The 15,497-nt window shown below is 74.5% G+C and carries 13 protein-coding genes and 2 pseudogenes; 9 read left to right on the top strand and 6 right to left on the bottom strand.

Annotated features, from left to right (window positions below):
* Positions 1 to 30: 30 nt before the first annotated feature.
* A complete protein-coding gene (locus OHB04_RS21885) occupies positions 31 to 1,221 on the bottom strand; it encodes a sensor histidine kinase (RefSeq protein ID WP_326808083.1) in 1,191 nt (396 codons plus the stop codon).
* Between the two features lie 5 nt (positions 1,222 to 1,226).
* Positions 1,227 to 1,994 (bottom strand): response regulator transcription factor, encoded by a 768-nt coding sequence (locus OHB04_RS21880; RefSeq protein WP_326808082.1) that lies wholly within the window; start codon positions 1,992 to 1,994, stop codon positions 1,227 to 1,229.
* A gap of 125 nt (positions 1,995 to 2,119) precedes the next feature.
* Here OHB04_RS21880 and OHB04_RS21875 point away from each other — a divergent pair, with 125 nt between their 5' ends.
* The 3 genes and pseudogenes from OHB04_RS21875 to OHB04_RS21865 form a co-directional block, all read left to right on the top strand.
* Positions 2,120 to 2,905 (top strand): glycosyltransferase family 2 protein, encoded by a 786-nt coding sequence (locus tag OHB04_RS21875; RefSeq protein WP_326809493.1) that lies wholly within the window; start codon positions 2,120 to 2,122, stop codon positions 2,903 to 2,905.
* 77 nt (positions 2,906 to 2,982) lie between these two features.
* The gene (locus OHB04_RS21870) at positions 2,983 to 3,642 is read left to right on the top strand and encodes a TIGR04282 family arsenosugar biosynthesis glycosyltransferase (protein ID WP_326692838.1); all 660 of its coding nucleotides are present in this window, start codon (positions 2,983 to 2,985) and stop codon (positions 3,640 to 3,642) included.
* Positions 3,639 to 4,322 (top strand): annotated as a pseudogene (locus tag OHB04_RS21865) (methyltransferase domain-containing protein); the annotation flags it as partial. The gene OHB04_RS21870 and the pseudogene OHB04_RS21865, both read left to right, overlap by 4 nt.
* Here the strand turns inward: OHB04_RS21865 and OHB04_RS21860 are convergent.
* On the bottom strand, positions 4,277 to 4,828 hold the full coding sequence (locus OHB04_RS21860) for a hypothetical protein (protein WP_326808081.1): 552 nt from the start codon (positions 4,826 to 4,828) through the stop codon (positions 4,277 to 4,279). The pseudogene OHB04_RS21865 and the gene OHB04_RS21860 overlap by 46 nt on opposite strands.
* Positions 4,825 to 6,237 carry a molybdopterin-dependent oxidoreductase gene (locus tag OHB04_RS21855; RefSeq protein ID WP_326808080.1) on the bottom strand — a complete coding sequence of 471 codons (1,413 nt, stop codon included), beginning with the start codon at positions 6,235 to 6,237 and terminating at the stop codon, positions 4,825 to 4,827. Before OHB04_RS21855 ends, OHB04_RS21860 begins: the two co-directional genes overlap by 4 nt.
* A gap of 113 nt (positions 6,238 to 6,350) precedes the next feature.
* On the opposite strand from OHB04_RS21855, the gene OHB04_RS21850 reads away from it, so the two are divergent.
* A complete protein-coding gene (locus tag OHB04_RS21850; RefSeq protein WP_442814914.1) occupies positions 6,351 to 7,889 on the top strand; it encodes a hypothetical protein in 1,539 nt (512 codons plus the stop codon).
* A gap of 66 nt (positions 7,890 to 7,955) precedes the next feature.
* On the opposite strand, the gene OHB04_RS21845 is transcribed toward OHB04_RS21850, so the two are convergent.
* Positions 7,956 to 8,552, bottom strand: a complete 597-nt coding sequence (locus tag OHB04_RS21845) for a hypothetical protein (protein ID WP_326808079.1) — start codon at positions 8,550 to 8,552, stop codon at positions 7,956 to 7,958.
* Between the two features lie 303 nt (positions 8,553 to 8,855).
* On the opposite strand from OHB04_RS21845, the gene OHB04_RS21840 reads away from it, so the two are divergent.
* Complete coding sequence (locus OHB04_RS21840) at positions 8,856 to 9,941, top strand: winged helix-turn-helix domain-containing protein (RefSeq protein ID WP_326689391.1); 1,086 nt, start codon at positions 8,856 to 8,858, stop codon at positions 9,939 to 9,941.
* On the opposite strand, the gene OHB04_RS21835 is transcribed toward OHB04_RS21840, so the two are convergent.
* Complete coding sequence (locus OHB04_RS21835) at positions 9,886 to 11,340, bottom strand: cryptochrome/photolyase family protein (protein WP_326808078.1); 1,455 nt, start codon at positions 11,338 to 11,340, stop codon at positions 9,886 to 9,888. The two genes, OHB04_RS21840 and OHB04_RS21835, sit on opposite strands and share 56 nt — an antisense overlap.
* A gap of 47 nt (positions 11,341 to 11,387) precedes the next feature.
* On the opposite strand from OHB04_RS21835, the gene tgmA reads away from it, so the two are divergent.
* The 4 genes and pseudogenes from tgmA (at position 11,388) to OHB04_RS21815 (ending at position 15,237) form a co-directional block, all read left to right on the top strand.
* Entirely contained in the window at positions 11,388 to 11,633 is a 246-nt protein-coding gene (gene tgmA, locus OHB04_RS21830; RefSeq protein ID WP_326692836.1) for a putative ATP-grasp-modified RiPP, read from the top strand.
* Positions 11,634 to 11,649: 16 nt separating this feature from the next.
* A pseudogene (locus OHB04_RS21825) lies at positions 11,650 to 11,868 on the top strand (methyltransferase domain-containing protein); the annotation flags it as partial.
* A 206-nt stretch (positions 11,869 to 12,074) separates the two neighbouring features.
* Positions 12,075 to 14,408: an excinuclease ABC subunit UvrA gene (locus OHB04_RS21820; protein WP_326808077.1), complete on the top strand. Its 2,334-nt coding sequence runs from the start codon at positions 12,075 to 12,077 to the stop codon at positions 14,406 to 14,408.
* Positions 14,409 to 14,442: 34 nt separating this feature from the next.
* Complete coding sequence (locus OHB04_RS21815; RefSeq protein ID WP_326808076.1) at positions 14,443 to 15,237, top strand: hypothetical protein; 795 nt, start codon at positions 14,443 to 14,445, stop codon at positions 15,235 to 15,237.
* The last annotated feature ends 260 nt before the right edge of the window (positions 15,238 to 15,497 follow it).

The following is a 15,497-nucleotide window of genomic DNA, read 5'->3' as shown; positions in this document are numbered from 1 at the left end:
GCCCCGAGAGCCGAGGGCCGCTGAGGGTCGCTACGAGGCGGGAACCGGGGCGGCCGGGGCGGCGAGCGGCAGGGTCAGTTCGAAGCAGCACCCGCCGCTGACGTTGCGCACGGCGGCGGTCCCCCGGTGCGCCTCGACGATGCCCCGGACGATGGCCAGGCCCAGCCCGGCGCCCGGGGGCGTGCGGGCGTGGGTGCCGCGCCAGCCGGTCTCGAACACGCGCGGCAGGTCCTCCTCGGGAATGCCGCCGCAGCCGTCGGTGACCGACAGGACGACTGTGCCCCCGCCGGGCCCGCCGGTCCCGGCGCCCCCGTCGTACCCGTCCTCCCCTGCATCGCGGCGGTGGGCCGCCACGGCGACCGTGCCGTCGGCCGGGGTGCGGCGGATGGCGTTGATCAACAGGTTGCCCAGCACCCTGGTCATCTCGCGCGGGTCGACCTCGACGGGCAGGGGAGCGACGGCGGTGCCCACCAGACGTACGCCGCTCTGTCTGGCCAGCGGGTCGGCACCCGCGAGCGCCTCGTCGACCAGCTCGGGCACCGAGACACGGTGCGGGGCCAGCGCGAGCGCGCCCGCGTGGATGCGGGACAGTTCGAACAGGTCGCCGACCATGGAGTTGAGCCGCTCCACCTCCGTACGCATCTGCCGCAGGCTGCGCCCGGTGTCGGCCACCATGCCGTCCTCCAGCGCCTCGGACAGGGCGCGCAGCCCGGCCAGCGGGGTGCGCAGATCGTGCGAGATCCAGGCGACCAGCTCGCGCCGCGAGGTCTCCAGCGCCCGTTCGCGATCCCGGGAGGCGGCCAGCTTCTCGCTGGTGGCGGCCAGCTCCCGGGTGAGCGCGGCCAGCTCGGCGGGCTCGGCCAGCAGTCCGCCGTCCGGCGCCGTGAAGCTGCCGCCGTCCCCGAAGGAGCGGGTGGCCCGGGTCAGCGCGTCGCTGCGCGCGGCCACCCAGCGGCCCAGCAGCAGCGCGGTGGCCAGCGAGACCACGGCCGCCATGGCGACGACGGTGGTGACGACGAACAGGTCGTGGCGGGAGAGGAACATCGCCCACGCGACGGCCAGCGTCCCCGAGAACATGGCGGTGACGGCGACCGTGGAGACGACCGTCAGCGCCACCACGAGCGAGCGGTGGCGCAGCGCGCGCAGCGCCAGCGCGCCGAGCAGCCCGGCAGCGGCGGCGCCGAGGAACGCGAACAGGGCGATGAGCAGCATGTCGCGCACGGCGCTCAGGCCCCCTCTGCGGCGGCGGGCCGGGGCCCCTGGTGGTCCAAGTGGATATCCGGGTCCGGGTCCAGGCGGTAGCCCACGCCCCACACGGTCTGGATCAGCCGGGGCCGCGCCGGGTCCTCCTCGACCTTCGCGCGCAGCCGTCGTACGTGCACGGTGACGGTCGACAGGTCGCCGAAGTCCCAGCCCCACACCTCGTGCATCAGCTCCTCCCGGCCGAAGGCCCGCGCCGGGTGCCGCAGCAGGAACACCAGCAGGTCGAACTCCCGCACGGTGAGGGCGAGCTCGGCCCCGTCCTTGGCGGCGGACCTGGCCGTGGGGTCGACGGTGAGCCCGGCGACGCGCAGCACACCGCCGTCCCCGGGCCCACCGCCGTCCCCGGGCCGGGGAGGGCGGCTGCGGCGCAGGACCGACTCGACGCGCAGGACGAGTTCGCGAGGGCTGAAGGGCTTGGTGACGTAGTCATCGGCCCCGACCTCCAGGCCGAGCACCCGGTCGCCCTCGTCGCCGAGCGCGGTGAGCATGATGACCGGCACCGGGCCCGAGGCGCGCAGCCTGCGGCACACCTCCAGGCCATCGATGCCGGGCAGCATCAGGTCCAGGACGACGAGGTCGGGCCGGTGGGCCGCGGCGCGCTCCAGCGCGTCCGGGCCGGTCTCGGCGCGGTCGACGGCGTAGCCCGCGCGGTCGAGGTATCCGGCGACGACCTCGGCGACGGTGGGGTCGTCGTCCACGACCAGGACGCGGCCGGAAGGCGGTGTCTGCATACACCCAGCGTGGCACCGCGCGGGCGGACCCGGCGGGGGTGCGGCGGCCGACGGGCGCGACGTCCGCGTTTCGTAAGGACCTGAAGTCCGGAATGTGGCTTTTTGCTTCGTAGGGTGAGCGCGTGATCGCTCCTACACCCCTCCCCTCTTCCGTCTCCGTGGATGTCGTCCTGCCGTGTCTCGACGAGGCCGGAGCACTGCCCTGGGTACTGGAACGGATCCCGCCCGGCTGGCGGGCGCTCGTCGTGGACAACGGCTCCTCAGACGGCTCGGCCGAAACCGCGCGCGCACTGGGCGCGACCGTCGTGCACGAGCCGCGCCGGGGCTTCGGCGCCGCCTGCCACGCGGGGCTGCTCGCCGCCGAGGCGGACATCGTCTGCTTCTGCGACTGCGACGCCTCGCTGGACCCCGCTTTGCTCGCGCCGTTCGTGGAGACGGTGCGCGGCGGCGGCAGCGACCTCGTCCTGGGGCGCAGGCGCCCGCAGACGGCGCGGGCGTGGCCCGCGCACGCGCGCGCCGGGAATCTGGCTCTCTCCCGCATGCTGCGCGCCCGCACCGGCGTGCGGCTGCGCGACCTGGGCCCGCTGCGCGCCGCCCGCCGCGAGGCGCTGCTCGCCCTCGGCCTCACCGACCGCCGCAGCGGCTACCCGCTCCAGATGGTCGTCCGCGCCGCCGACGCGGGCTGGCGCATCGAGGAGCGGGACGTGCCGTACCGTCCCCGCACCGGCAAGTCCAAGGTCACCGGCACCTGGCGGGGCACCTGGCACGCGGTCCGCGACATGCGCGCCGTCCTCAACGAGCCACCCGGCGGCGGGTCGACCGGCAGTGGGTCACCCGGCAGTGGGTCACCCGGCAGTGGGCGGAAGCTCACCGACCGCCCCGGCACGCGCGCGGCGGAGGCCGGGAAGTGACCGGGCACGCGGGCCGCCAGGGGCCGACCGAACACGCGGGCCGCCAGGGGCCGACCGGGCCGGCCGGGCCGACCGCCCTGCTCGTCATCGCCAAGGAGCCCGTCCCCGGCCGCGTCAAGACCCGGCTCACCCCGCCCTGCACACCGCGGGAGGCGGCGGAGTTGGCGGAGGCCGCGCTGCGCGACACCCTCGACGCCGTACTGGCCCTGCCGGCGCGCCGCCGGATCCTCGTGCTCGACGGGCGGCCCGGACCCTGGCTGCCGGCCGGGTTCGAGGTGGTGCCGCAGTGCGCGGGCGGGCTCGACGAGCGGCTGGCGGCGGCATTCGGCGGCTGCGGCGCGGGGCCCGCGCTGCTGGTCGGCATGGACACCCCCCAGCTCACCCCCGCACTGCTCGCCCCCGCGCTCGGGCCCGGCGGGTGGCGCGGCTGCGACGCCTGGTTCGGCCCGGCCGAGGACGGCGGCTTCTGGGCGCTCGGCCTGGCGGCCCCCGACCCCGCGCTGCTGCGCGGCGTCCCGATGTCCACACCCACGACCGGCGCGGCCCAGCGCGCCCGGCTGACCGGCGCGGGGCTGCGCGTGCGGGAACTGCCCGCGCTGCGCGACGTGGACACGGCCGCCGACGCGCTGCACGTCGCGGCCCGCGCCCCGCACGGCAGGTTCGCGGCGAAGGTGGCCGCCCGTCTCGGCGACCGGCCCCCCGGCCGCCTGGCGCCGCTTCCCGAGGGCGTGCGATGACGACCACGACGTGGGCGCCGTGGGGTGCCGACCCGTACGCGGACGCGCTCAGCGCCGACCCCTACGCGGAAGCGCTCCGCGCCGGGAAGGGCCCGCTCCGCCTCCGGAGCGACGACGGGCGCCTGCTGCCCCTCGATGTCGAACGGTGGTGCGCGGACGCGGACGCGGCCGACCTGTCGGCGCTGCGCCGCTGCGAGGGCGCGGTGCTGGACGCCGGCTGCGGCCCCGGGCGGCTGGTGGCGGCGCTGACCGCGCAGGGCAGGCGCGCGCTGGGCATCGATGTGAGCGCGGCGGCGGTCGCGCACACGCTGCGCGGCGGCGGCGCGGCGCTGTGCCGTTCGGTGTTCGACCCGCTGCCCGGCGAGGGCCGGTGGGGCAGCGTGCTGCTGCTGGACGGCAACCTCGGCATCGGCGGCGACCCCGCCGCCCTCCTGGCACGCGTCGCCGGGCTGCTCGCGCCACGCGGACTGCTCATAGCCGAGACGCAGCCGTCGGAGGACCTGGACGAACACCTGACCGTCCGCCTCGACGACGGGACCGCGACGGCCGCCGCCCAGGCGCCGTTCCCCTGGGCCCGTCTGGGCTCCCGCGCGCTGCTGCGGTACGCGCTGCCCGCCGGGTGGTCCTCGTCGGCTCAGTGGTCCGTCGGAGAACGCTCGTTCCTGGCGCTCCGCCGCCCCTGACCCCGCCGCCCGCCGACCCGGCGCCCATGGACCCGCCGTCCATCGGCCCGCCGGCTGCCGTCCCGCCACGTGCGCACCAGCAGCCACAGCCCCGACGCCGCGAACAGTGCCGCCGTCACCAACAGCCAGCGGGCCGCGTAGTCCGGGGGCGGGTGCCCCGTCGTCCGCGCGTAGCGGGCGGGCGGGCCGACGATCAGCGGGAACCAGACCAGCAGCAGGAGCGCGGCCAGCAGCGCGGGGATCCGCACGTGGTTCAGATACCGGCCCGCCGGGCGCAGCGCGCGGTCCGCCAGCGAGTACAGCGGCACCAGCACCAGATCGTGCAGCAGCGCGGCGCCCACCAGCCACACGGCGACGGCCAGTGCGTCGTCGGCCAGCAGCCGTACGCCCGCGTAGGCGGTGACGGCGAACGACGCGAACAGCAGGACAAGGTGCCAGGCGGTTTCCGCATGACGGTGCCGCCGCGCCCCATCGCGGTGCGGCTGCCCCCCGCCGCCCCTCATCGCGAGGCCCCGAACGCCAGGCGGGCCACCCATTTGGTGTTGTGGACGCCGGGCGCGGCCGGGACGATGACGCGCGCCGGGTAGCCGTGGTCCAGGGAGAGGTCCCGGCCGCCGACGCGCAGCGCCAGCAGCGAGCGCGGGTCCCGCACCTGCGCCGGGCTCAGCGCCACCTCGCGGAAGGAGCCGTGCCGCTGGAGCGATTCCACGAACACCCCGGGCAGCCCGTCCCCGCCCAGCGCGTCTCCCCCGTTGGCGCCGAAGCCCACCAGCTCGGCCAGGTCGCGCAGCCGCACCCCGCTCCAGTCCAGGTCGGAGGTCGACCAGCCCTCCACGCAGGCGATCGGCAGCGCCGCGCCGTGCTGGGGCAGGCGCAGCAGCGCCGCGCGGGTCAGCCGCAGTGACCGGCGGTCCGCGCCCTCGACGGTCAGCCGCCAGCCCTCCCCTGTCCGGCGCGCGGTGACGCCGACGGCCGCGGCGGTCTTGTTGATCTGGAAGCGGTAGGGCCCCGGGCCCGGGTCGCTCCCGCCGTGCGGGGCGAGCAGCGCGGTGCGCCGCGCGACGCCGTCGAAGTTCTGGCCTGCCGTCAGCCCCAGCAGCAGCAGCGAGCCCCCGCCCACCGCGCCGAGCGCGCCGCGCCGGGAGAGGGTCGGCGCCGCGGGCGCCGGCGGTACCAGCCCCGACCCCACATCCGGCTCCGGCTCCGGCTCCACATCCGGCTCCGGGCCCGACCCCACATCCGGCTCCGGGCCCGCGCCCGCCCTCGCGGCCTCGGCGGGCCGTCCGGCGCGCAGTACTCGTACGGCCTTGGGCAGCCGCAGGACCACGTGCACCACGAAGGCGGCGGCGAAGACCCAGGCGCCGTAGAAGTGCAGGGGGTAGAACGAGCCGGGGAACACATAGTCGAGCTGGACGTTCAGCAGCCCCGTCACGAACTCGAACAGCACACCGCCCACCAGCAGGAGCAGCGAGATCCGCTCCAGCGCGTGCGCCGCCGAGCGGGCCGGGGGCAGCGCGAACAGCTTCGGGATGACCGACCACAGCTTGGCCAGCAGCACCGGCACCAGCGCGATCCCCACCGTGACGTGCAGCCCCTGGGTGAGCCGGTAGAGCCAGTGCGGGCTGGTCGGCCAGTCGAACAGGTAGAAGCCGAGCAGGCCCTTGTCGGGCGTCTTGTCGTTGACCGCCGACAGCTCCGGGTTGTACGCGGCGTAGGAGAGCAGCCCCGTCACGAACAGCAGGGTGATCCCGGCCAGCAGCACGGTGCCGAGCACCGCCGTCAGCCAGGGGCCGCGCAGCGGGCTGCGCCAGAAGCGCGGGTCGGAGGGAAGCCGGTCTCGGCGGAGGGATTTCCGGCGGAGGGATTTCCGGGGGAAGGTCTTCCGGGGGAAGAGGGTACGTCGGTCGCCCATGGCGCGACCGTAAGCGGACAGGCACCCGGGCAGGACGCTGCGACTCATGACGAAACGCTGACGTCCTCCACGTGCCGCCCCCACAGGGCCCCGCACGGCCTACCGTGCGGAACGTGCCCCCACGAACCACCCCCGAACCTGCCCCCGAGCCCGCCCCGCCCCCGCGCGCGGAGGCCCCCTTCCCGTCCCGCCCAGCCCGCCAAGACCTCCGCCACCGCGCCGACCCCGCCCGTCGCGGGACCGGCCCCGACCTCGGGGCCGTCGCCCTCGCCGCGCTGCTGGTGGCCCTCGCCATCGGCGTCGGCTCGGCCGTGCAGCACGAGCACGGCACGCTGCGGGTCAACTGGCCCCCGTTCTACGCCCACTGGGCCCCGCATGTGGGGCCGGGCAGCGCCGCCGCTGTGCTGGTCGCCGTGGCCGTCGTCGCCTGGGGGCCGTCGCTGGCGGCGCGGCTGCCCTGGCAGCGGCTGCTGCTGACGACCTGGGCGACCGCGATGGCCTGGACGTGGTCGCTGGCACTGATCGACGGCTGGCAGCGCGGCGCGGCCCGACGGCTGACCACCCGGTACGAATACCTGCGCGAGATCGGCCGTTTCGACGACGTCGGGGCCGCGCTGCGCGGCTTCACCGACCACATCCTGCTCGGCTCCCCCGACCACTGGGTGCCGCACGTCGCCGGGCACCCGCCGGGTGCGGTCCTCACCTTCGTCGGGCTCGACCGCGCCGGGCTGGGCGGCGGCGCCTGGGCCGCCGCCTGGTGCGTGACCGCGGGTGCCTCGGCCGCCGTAGCCGTGCTGGTGACCGTGCGCGCCCTGGCCGACGAGGAACGGGCCCGCGCGGCGGCGCCGTTCGTGGTGGCGGCGCCCGCCGCGGTGTGGGCGGGAGTCTCGGCCGACGGTTACTTCACCGCCGTCGCCGCCTGGTCCCTCGCGCTGCTCGCCCTGGCCGCCACCCGAAAGAGCCGCGCGCCGCGCGCGACGGCGCTGGCGGCCGGACTGCTGTTCGGCCTCACCTGCTACCTCTCGTACGGCCTGACCCTCTACGCGCTGCTCGCCGGTGCCGTCCTGGTGGCGGCCCGCACCGCCCGCCCGCTGCCGTACGCCCTGACGGGCGCCGCGCTGGTCGCCCTCGCCTTCACCCTGGCGGGCTTCAACTGGTGGGAGGGCTACCGGCTGCTGACCGAGCGCTACTACCAGGGAGCCGCGGCGATCAGGCCGTACGGCTACTGGGTGTGGGCCAACCTCGCCTGCACGGCGGTCGTCGTCGGCCCCGCCACGGTCGCGGGGCTGCGGCGCGCGCTGACGAGGGCGCCCGGCGCGGTGGGCGGCCTGCGGCGGAGCGGCGGCCCTCGGAGGAGCGACAGCCCGCAGGGCAACGGCGGCCCGCGGCGGAACGGGGACGCGCACAAGGTGCCCCCGGGCCGAGCGGGCGCGTACCGGCTCGTGGTGCTCGTCCTCGCCGCGCTGCTGACGCTCCTCGTGGCCGACCTGTCGGGGATGAGCAAGGCGGAGACGGAGCGGATCTGGCTGCCGTTCGCCGTCTGGACGCTGCCCGCCGCCGCGCTCCTCCCCCGCCGGGGCGCCCGCGCCTGGCTGTCCGCACAGACGGCGCTGGCCCTGCTCGTGAACCACCTGCTGCTCACCGGCTGGTGACGCCCGGCCGGCGCCCGGCGGACGACGCCACGGCCAGGCGTTCGGCGGAGCACGCCACGACAGGGCCTAACGGCCGAGGGTCTTGCACAGATCCTCGTACCGGCCCTCCAGCGCGAGCAGTTCGCGCGTCGTACGGCCGTCCTTCTTCGTGTACTTGACGGACATGAAGCCGCGCGAGATCAGCCACTTGTTGTGGACCGGACGATCGCCGCTGTGCAGCAACGCGCCCCAGTCCCCGCCACTGAGCACGTGAGTGTCGCTGCCGGGCCGCGGGTACGTCTGCGGGCCCGTACCCGACAGGTCGCGCCGCACGGTCTTCCCGGTGTCCAGGTTCTTCGCGTCCATCACCAACGGGCCGCTGGTGATGGCGAAGACCGGATCGCCCGCGTCGTTGAACCAGGTCTTCTTCACCATGTCCACGACGGGAAACGTCGCGTGCACGGGAAACGCGCACACTTCCCCGCGCGGGTAGTCGAGCTCCGGCTGCGCGGGCCGGCTGACCACGGGCCCGTGCCAGCCCCCACCCCCGCCCGCGCCCGCGCCGTCGCCCGTGGCCGCGCCCGCGCCCGTGGCCGCGCCCGCGCCCGTGGTCGCGCCCGTGGCCGCGCCCGCGCCCGTGGCGGTCACCGCCCCCGCGGCCACCATCAGGGCCATAGCCGCCACACACGTGAGTGCCCTCCTTCCGCGCGCCCGGCCCGCCGCCCCCCGCGCAGCCACCCCCCGTACCCCCCGTACCCCCCGCGTGCCCCGTCCCGCCGTCGCGTCCATCGATGTCCTCCCTCATCACGCTCTCGCGCACCGCGCACCGATCCCCGCCGCCCCGGTGCCGTGTCGGGGCTTCGCGGCCTACTGTGGCTGGGGTGGGCGGAGGCCGGGAAGACGATTCGGGTCTCACCGAAATGTCGGCCCCGGCACGATCCGCGGCCACACGAACGCGGGAGCAAACACGCGGAGGAGCCGGCTCGTATGCGGATTCACTTCACGCTCAGCGATCTGGCACGCACCCGGCTCGCGGCCGTCCCCAGCCCGCTGGCCGCGGCCACCTTCAGCGCGTACCGGCTGCGCGACAGCTCGGACGCACCCGCTCTCGACCTGTGGCGGCGTGCCGTACGACGGGACTGGAAGCCGGGGCGGCAGCGGTTGTTCGGGATCCTCGCGGCCCGTACGCCGACCCAGCCGGTCCCGCGATTCCTGCGCCCGCACGAGGGCCTCCTCACGCTGGAGGAGGAGCTGGACCAGCTGCGGTCCACGCCCCGTTCGGCCCTTCGCGCGGACCTCGCCTACGTCGCCGAGCACCGCGCCCTCCCGTCCTGGACCCGCGCCCTGGCCGACGGCGACCGCGAGGCCCTCGACATGTTCGCCGAGGCGGCGCGCGCCTATCACCAGGTGGCCATCGCCCCGTACTGGCACGCCATTTCCTCGCAGATCGCCGTCGGCCAGGCCTTGCGGTTACGGCAGTTCCGCGAGGGCGGCATCGAACGCGTGCTCAGCTCGCTGCATCCCTTGCTGCGCTGGCGTCCGCCGGTGCTGGAGACGGCGGGACACCCCGATGACGTCGTCGGCGAGGACTACCACCTGGGCGGGCGCGGACTGGTGCTGGCCCCGGCCGCCTTCTGCTCGTACGTGCCCTGCGACCCGGCGGACGAGCAACCCACGCTCTACTACGAGGCGGCGGCGCACCCCCCGCTCGCCTCGCTCACCCGTCCGTACGGCGGGCCCGCAGATCCCGCAGATCCCCGCGGCGAGCTCGCCGCGCTGCTCGGGCACAGCCGGGCCGCCGTGCTGGAGGTCATCGCCGACGGGGTCAGCGGCGTGTCCACGGGGCAGCTCGCGCGCCGCGTCGGCCTCTCACCCGCCTCCGCCAGCGAGCACACCGCCGTGCTGCGGCGGGCCGGGCTGGTCGCCACCCACCGCTCGGGCCGCACCGCCCACCACTCCCCCACCCCGCTCGGCTCGGAGCTGCTGCGCGGCGCCGTCGCTCCCGCTACCGACCCGGCTACCGACCCCCGTCCCGATCCCGAGCGGCACGGAAGCGGGCCTGCCCCTCGCTGAGGTCCACGATCGGCGCCGGGTAGTCCAAGGCGGCGCGTTCCGCGTCGTCCAGCAGCCAGGGCCGGTGCACGGCCGCCCCGTCGATCCCGGCCAGTTCGGGCACCCAGCGGCGGACGTAGGTGCCGTACGGGTCGTACTTGCGAGCCTGGGTGAGCGGGTTCAGCACCCGGTTGGGGCGGGTGTCGGTGCCGGTACCTGCCGCCCATTGCCAGTTGAGCTGGTTGTTGGCCACATCACCGTCCACGAGCAGCGCGAGGAAGTGGGCTGCGCCGGTGCGCCAGTCCACGTACAGGGTCTTGGTGAGGAACGACGCGGCCAGCAGCCGCGCCCTGTTGTGCATCCAGCCCTCGTACCGGAGCTGCCGCATCGCCGCGTCGATCACGGGGTATCCGGTGCGGCCCGCGCGCCAGGCGGCGATCTCCCGGGCGGCGGCTCCGCGCTCGGCGCGCCAGCGGTCGCCGTGCGGACGGTAGTCGACGTGCGCCGTCCCGGGGCGCGCGGCGAGCACCTGACGGTGGAAGTCCCGCCAGGCGAGCTGCCGTACGAAAGCCTCGGCGCCGGGCCCGGCGCTCCCGCCGCCCGGTCCGGCTTTCCCTGCCTTCCCGAGGGCCTCGTGGGCGAGTTCGACGGGGGAGAGGGTGCCGAAGTGCAGGTGCGGGGAGAGGCGCGAGGTGGCGTCGGCGCCCAGATCGTCCTGGCCGCCACCGCCGCGAGAGGCACCGCCCCCACCCGCGCCGCCGTAGGTCCGCAGCGCCCCCGCGCGCCGCCACGAGGCCCACCGCTCCCGTCCCACCCGCTCGCCGCCCGCCGCGAGCCCGGGGGAGACCCCGTCCACGCGGTCCCCGCGCGGCAGTTCGAGCGAACCGGCTTTCTCCGGCACCCGCACGGCGCGCGGAGCGCCCAGAGGCGTACGCCACCCAGCCGCGCGCCAGCGGCGGTAGTACGGCGTGAAGACGGCGAAGTGGTCGCGCCCACCGCTGGGCACCTCGGCGCCGGGCGCCAGTACGGACGTCACCGCGTCGTGCACCCGCAGCGCACATCCCACCTCCGCCAGCGCGGCGCGCAGCCGCTCCTCGCGGCGCTGGGCGTAACCACTGACATCGGCCGCCACATGCACCTCATGCGCCCCGCACTCGCGCGCGGCCCTGGCCGTCTCCCCGGCCACGTCCCCGGCCCGCAGCACGAGCCGGCCGCCCCGCTCCCGCAGCCCCTCGTCGAGTGCGGCGAGGCAGTCCGCGAGGAAGGCCCGGCGGTTGGGCACGTCGAACCCCGCCGCCGCCACCCCCCGGTCCAGCACGAACAGCGGCACCACCTCGTCGGCCCCGGCCAGCGCGGCGCGCAGTACGGGGTTGTCGCGGAGGCGGAGGTCGGCGGTGAACAGCGCGATCGAGACACTCACGCGAGCGGTAACGCGCCCCGCACGCCCCTCGTCACGCACACCCCGGCATTCGGGGCCCGCGGGCCCGCCCGTGGTGTGTCGGTCGACTCGCGCCGTACCCGACCACCGTCCACCGCCCGCACGCCACGGTCACCATCGACCCCGCCACGCAGCTCGGCGGCTTCCGTGACCGTGCCGGCCATGTGGTCGAGATGGGTGAGCACGGCACCAGCTCCGGCACCGAGACCTCCACGACCACGAACTCCGACTCCGCGCCCGACCAGGGGCACGACCAGGACAACCAGCAGGACTGATGTCCGTAACCGAGGAGAGCTTGAGATCGGCACGGGTACCGGCTACTCCTCCGCCCTGATGTGTCACCGACTCGGTGAGGACAACGTGACGACGATCGAGGTCGACCCCGATGTGGCGGCCCGTGCCGACGCCTCGTTGGAAGCGGCGGGGTCCGAGACGTGGACCGTGACCGGGGACGGGCTTCTCGGCCATCCCCGCCGTGCCCCGTATGACCGGGTGATCGCCACCTGCGCCACCGGGAACCTCCGAGGCGCTGTCGCTGTCGCTCAGTTGTGGGCATGTGTCGAACGGCGGGCGAGGCCCCAACCCGGCACGCCGCGCGCGGAGTTCGCTGTCAGACCCCACATCTAGGGTGGCGAGCCGGGACTCCGGAGCCGCCGGGTCCCGCAGAACGCACGTCACCCGGGCCGAAGAGCACGGGCGAGCCGAGGAGAGCCGGTATGCCGACCGACCCGTCCAGCCACAGCGTGACCCCCACCGACAGTCACAGCGTGGCCGACAGCCACAGCGTGATCGAGGTCCGGGGCGCGCGGGAGAACAACCTGGTGGATGTCTCGCTCGACATACCCAAGCGGCGGCTCACCGTCTTCACGGGAGTCTCCGGTTCGGGCAAGTCCTCCCTCGTCTTCGGCACCATCGCCGCCGAGTCGCAGCGGCTGATCAACGAGACGTACACCGCCTTCATCCAGTCGTTCATGCCGAGCCAGGGCCGGCCCGACACCGACAGCCTGCGCAATCTGAGCGCGGCGATCGTCGTCGACCAGGAGCGGATGGGGGCCAACTCCCGCTCCACCGTGGGCACCGCCACCGACGCCTACACCATGCTGCGGATCATCTTCAGCCGCCTGGGCACCCCTCACCTGGGCACCTCCACCGCCTTCAGCTTCAACAGCACCGAGGGCATGTGCCCGGAGTGCGAGGGCCTGGGCGAGGCCACCAGGATCGACGTCGACCAGATCGTGGACCGCGACCTGTCGGTGCGCGAAGGGGCGGTCAAGGCACCGGGGTTCGCCGTGGACTCCTGGTTCTGGCAGGTGATGGTGGGCTCCGGTTTCTACGATCCGGACAAGAAGGTGCGCGACTTCACCCAGGAGGAGTGGGACGCGCTCCTCCACATGCCGTCGACGAAGGTCAAGGTCGGCTCCAGCAACCTCACCTACGACGGCGTGATCACCCGTATCCAGCGGACGTATCTGTCCAAGGACCGCGAGTCGATGCAGTCCCACATCCGGGAGTTCGTGGACCGCGCCGTCGTCTTCGAGCCGTGTACGGCCTGCGGCGGCACCCGGCTCGCCCCCGCCGTGCTGGCCTCGAAGATCAACGGGTTGAACATCGCGGAGTGCTCCGCCATGCAGGTCAGCGACCTCGCCGTCTTCATACGCGGCATCGAGGACACCTCCGTGGGGCCCGTGCTGACCGCCCTGCGCCAGACGCTGGACTCGCTGGTGGAGATCGGGCTGGGCTACCTCAGCCTGGATCGCACCTCCTCCACGCTGTCGGGCGGCGAGGCCCAGCGGGTCAAGATGGTGCGCCACCTGGGCTCCAGCCTCACCGACGTCACCTACGTCTTCGACGAGCCCACCATCGGCCTGCACCCGCACGACATCCAGCGGATGAACGACCTGCTGCTGCTCCTGCGCGACAAGGGCAACACCGTGCTGGTCGTCGAGCACAAGCCCGAGGTCATCGCCATCGCCGACCACGTCGTGGACCTCGGCCCCGGCGCCGGTACCGAAGGCGGACGGATCTGCTACGAGGGCGACGTAACGGGCCTGCGCGCCTCCGGCACCCTCACCGGCCGCCACCTGGGCCACCGCGCGCGGCTGCGGGAGACGGTCAGGGAGCCCAAGGGCTCGGTCCCGATCACAGGGGCGAGCCTGCACAACCTCAAGAACGTCGACGTGGACGTCCCGCTGGGCGTGCTCACGGTCGTCACCGGCGTCGCGGGCTCGGGAAAGAGTTCGCTGATCCACGGCTGTCTCTCCGGCCAGGAGGGCGTGCTGGTCGCGGACCAGTCCCCGATCCGCGGCTCCCGGCGCAGCAACCCGGCCACCTACACCGGCCTGCTCGGCCCGATACGCACCGCGTTCGCCAAGGCCAACGGCGTCAAAGCGGCGTTGTTCTCGGCCAATTCGGCGGGCGCCTGTCCGAACTGCAACGGGCTCGGCCTGGTCTACACCGACCTGGCGATGATGGCCGGCGTCGCCTCCACCTGCGAGCAGTGCGAGGGCAAGCGCTTCACCCCCGAGGTGCTGACGTACACGCTGCGCGGCAAGAACATCAGCGAGGTGCTGGGCATGTCGGTGGCCGAGGCCCGCGCGTTCTTCCCGTCCGGCCAGGCGAAGGCGATCCTCGACCGCCTCTCGGACGTCGGCCTGGCCTATCTGCGCCTGGGCCAGCCGCTCAACACCCTCTCCGGCGGCGAGCGCCAGCGCCTCAAGCTGGCGATCCACATGGCGGAGAAGGCCAGCACCTACGTCCTGGACGAGCCGACGACGGGCCTCCACATGGCCGACGTCGACCAGCTCCTCGCCCTCCTGGACCGCCTTGTGGAGGACGGGAACTCGGTGGTCGTCATCGAGCACCACCAGGCGGTCATGGCCCACGCCGACTGGATCATCGACCTGGGCCCCGGCGGCGGCCACGACGGCGGCGAGCTGGTCTTCGCGGGCACCCCCGCCGACCTGATCACCACCACGGACACCCTCACAGCCCGCCACCTGCGCACCTACGTCGGTGCCGAGGGCACCCACGCCCCGGCCGTCGGGGGCTGACCCGGCTGTCAGCGCCTTCCCCTATCGTCCCGGCATGACCAAGAACAGACTCGCCCTCCTCCTGGAGGCCGGCTTCACCGACCGGCTGGACGCGGGGGACACCGCACTGCTGGCCCGCCGGGCCACGCTGAAGTCCCGCTACGAGACGCCCTCGTGGCGCTTCCCGACGAACTGGTGGTACGCGGTTCCCGGGGAGAGCTACGAGGGCCTCTTCCCGGCGCTGAATCTCCACGACCGGTTCCCGGTGACGTTCGGGGAAGGCGCGGACGTGGCCGACCTGCCGTCCCGCCCCGGGGCACTGCCCGTCTGCGTCACCCCGGAGCTGGACGGCTGGCGGCTGATCTTCGGCAATCTGCGCGAGGTGATCGGTCTCAGCTGGGACGCGATGACGGGCGCCGTCGAGCGCCTGAGCGCCCACTGCGGCGAGGCCCACATGTTCCTCGAGGACATAGCGGGCGGCTCGGACGTCTGGATCGTCGCCGAGCAGGGGAGCATCCGGCGCCGGTACGCACAGGAGTCCAGCCCCGAATGGGTCGGCGACCCGCTGCCGTGGGAGGAGCTCGCCGTCGACGACGAGGACTTCGACCCGGAGTTCGACGAGGCCGAACCGAACGAGGGCACGGTCGGCGCCACCACGGCATGCGCGTACCTGTCGGTCGACCCGACCGACCTCGGCCCGGACACCGACCTGCGCGGCCACGCCTGGCTGGCGCTGAGCGCACCCGACGTGGGACACGAGGGCCTGGCGGCACTCGCGCGCATCGCCGCTGTCCCCCTCGACTACAGCGCGCAGCAGGCGGATTCCTCGGCCCGGCCCGACAGCCGGTGAGAACAGACCACGGGATCCCGGAGCGGCTGACGGCACTTCCCGTGCGGGTCCGCCCCTGCTTGGGAGAGACGGCCGACTCCTATGTCCGGTGACCTGGCGGTTCGAGCCTCGCGGGACACGCTGGCTGGAACCAATGGCCAGGCTTCTTGGCACCTGCGGTGAATTGCCATTCGGGTGGGAACCGTGCGTGGGGTGCTCTCGGTTCCAGTTCCAGGACCGTGGAAGACGAAGTTGCCCGGAACGCTTTGCGTCCCGGGCAG

The sequence above is a fragment of the Streptomyces sp. NBC_01775 genome (genome assembly GCF_035917675.1).
Classification (GTDB): domain Bacteria; phylum Actinomycetota; class Actinomycetes; order Streptomycetales; family Streptomycetaceae; genus Streptomyces.
Note: the sequence above shows the minus strand (reverse complement) of the source record. Positions and strands in the feature narration are given on the sequence as shown.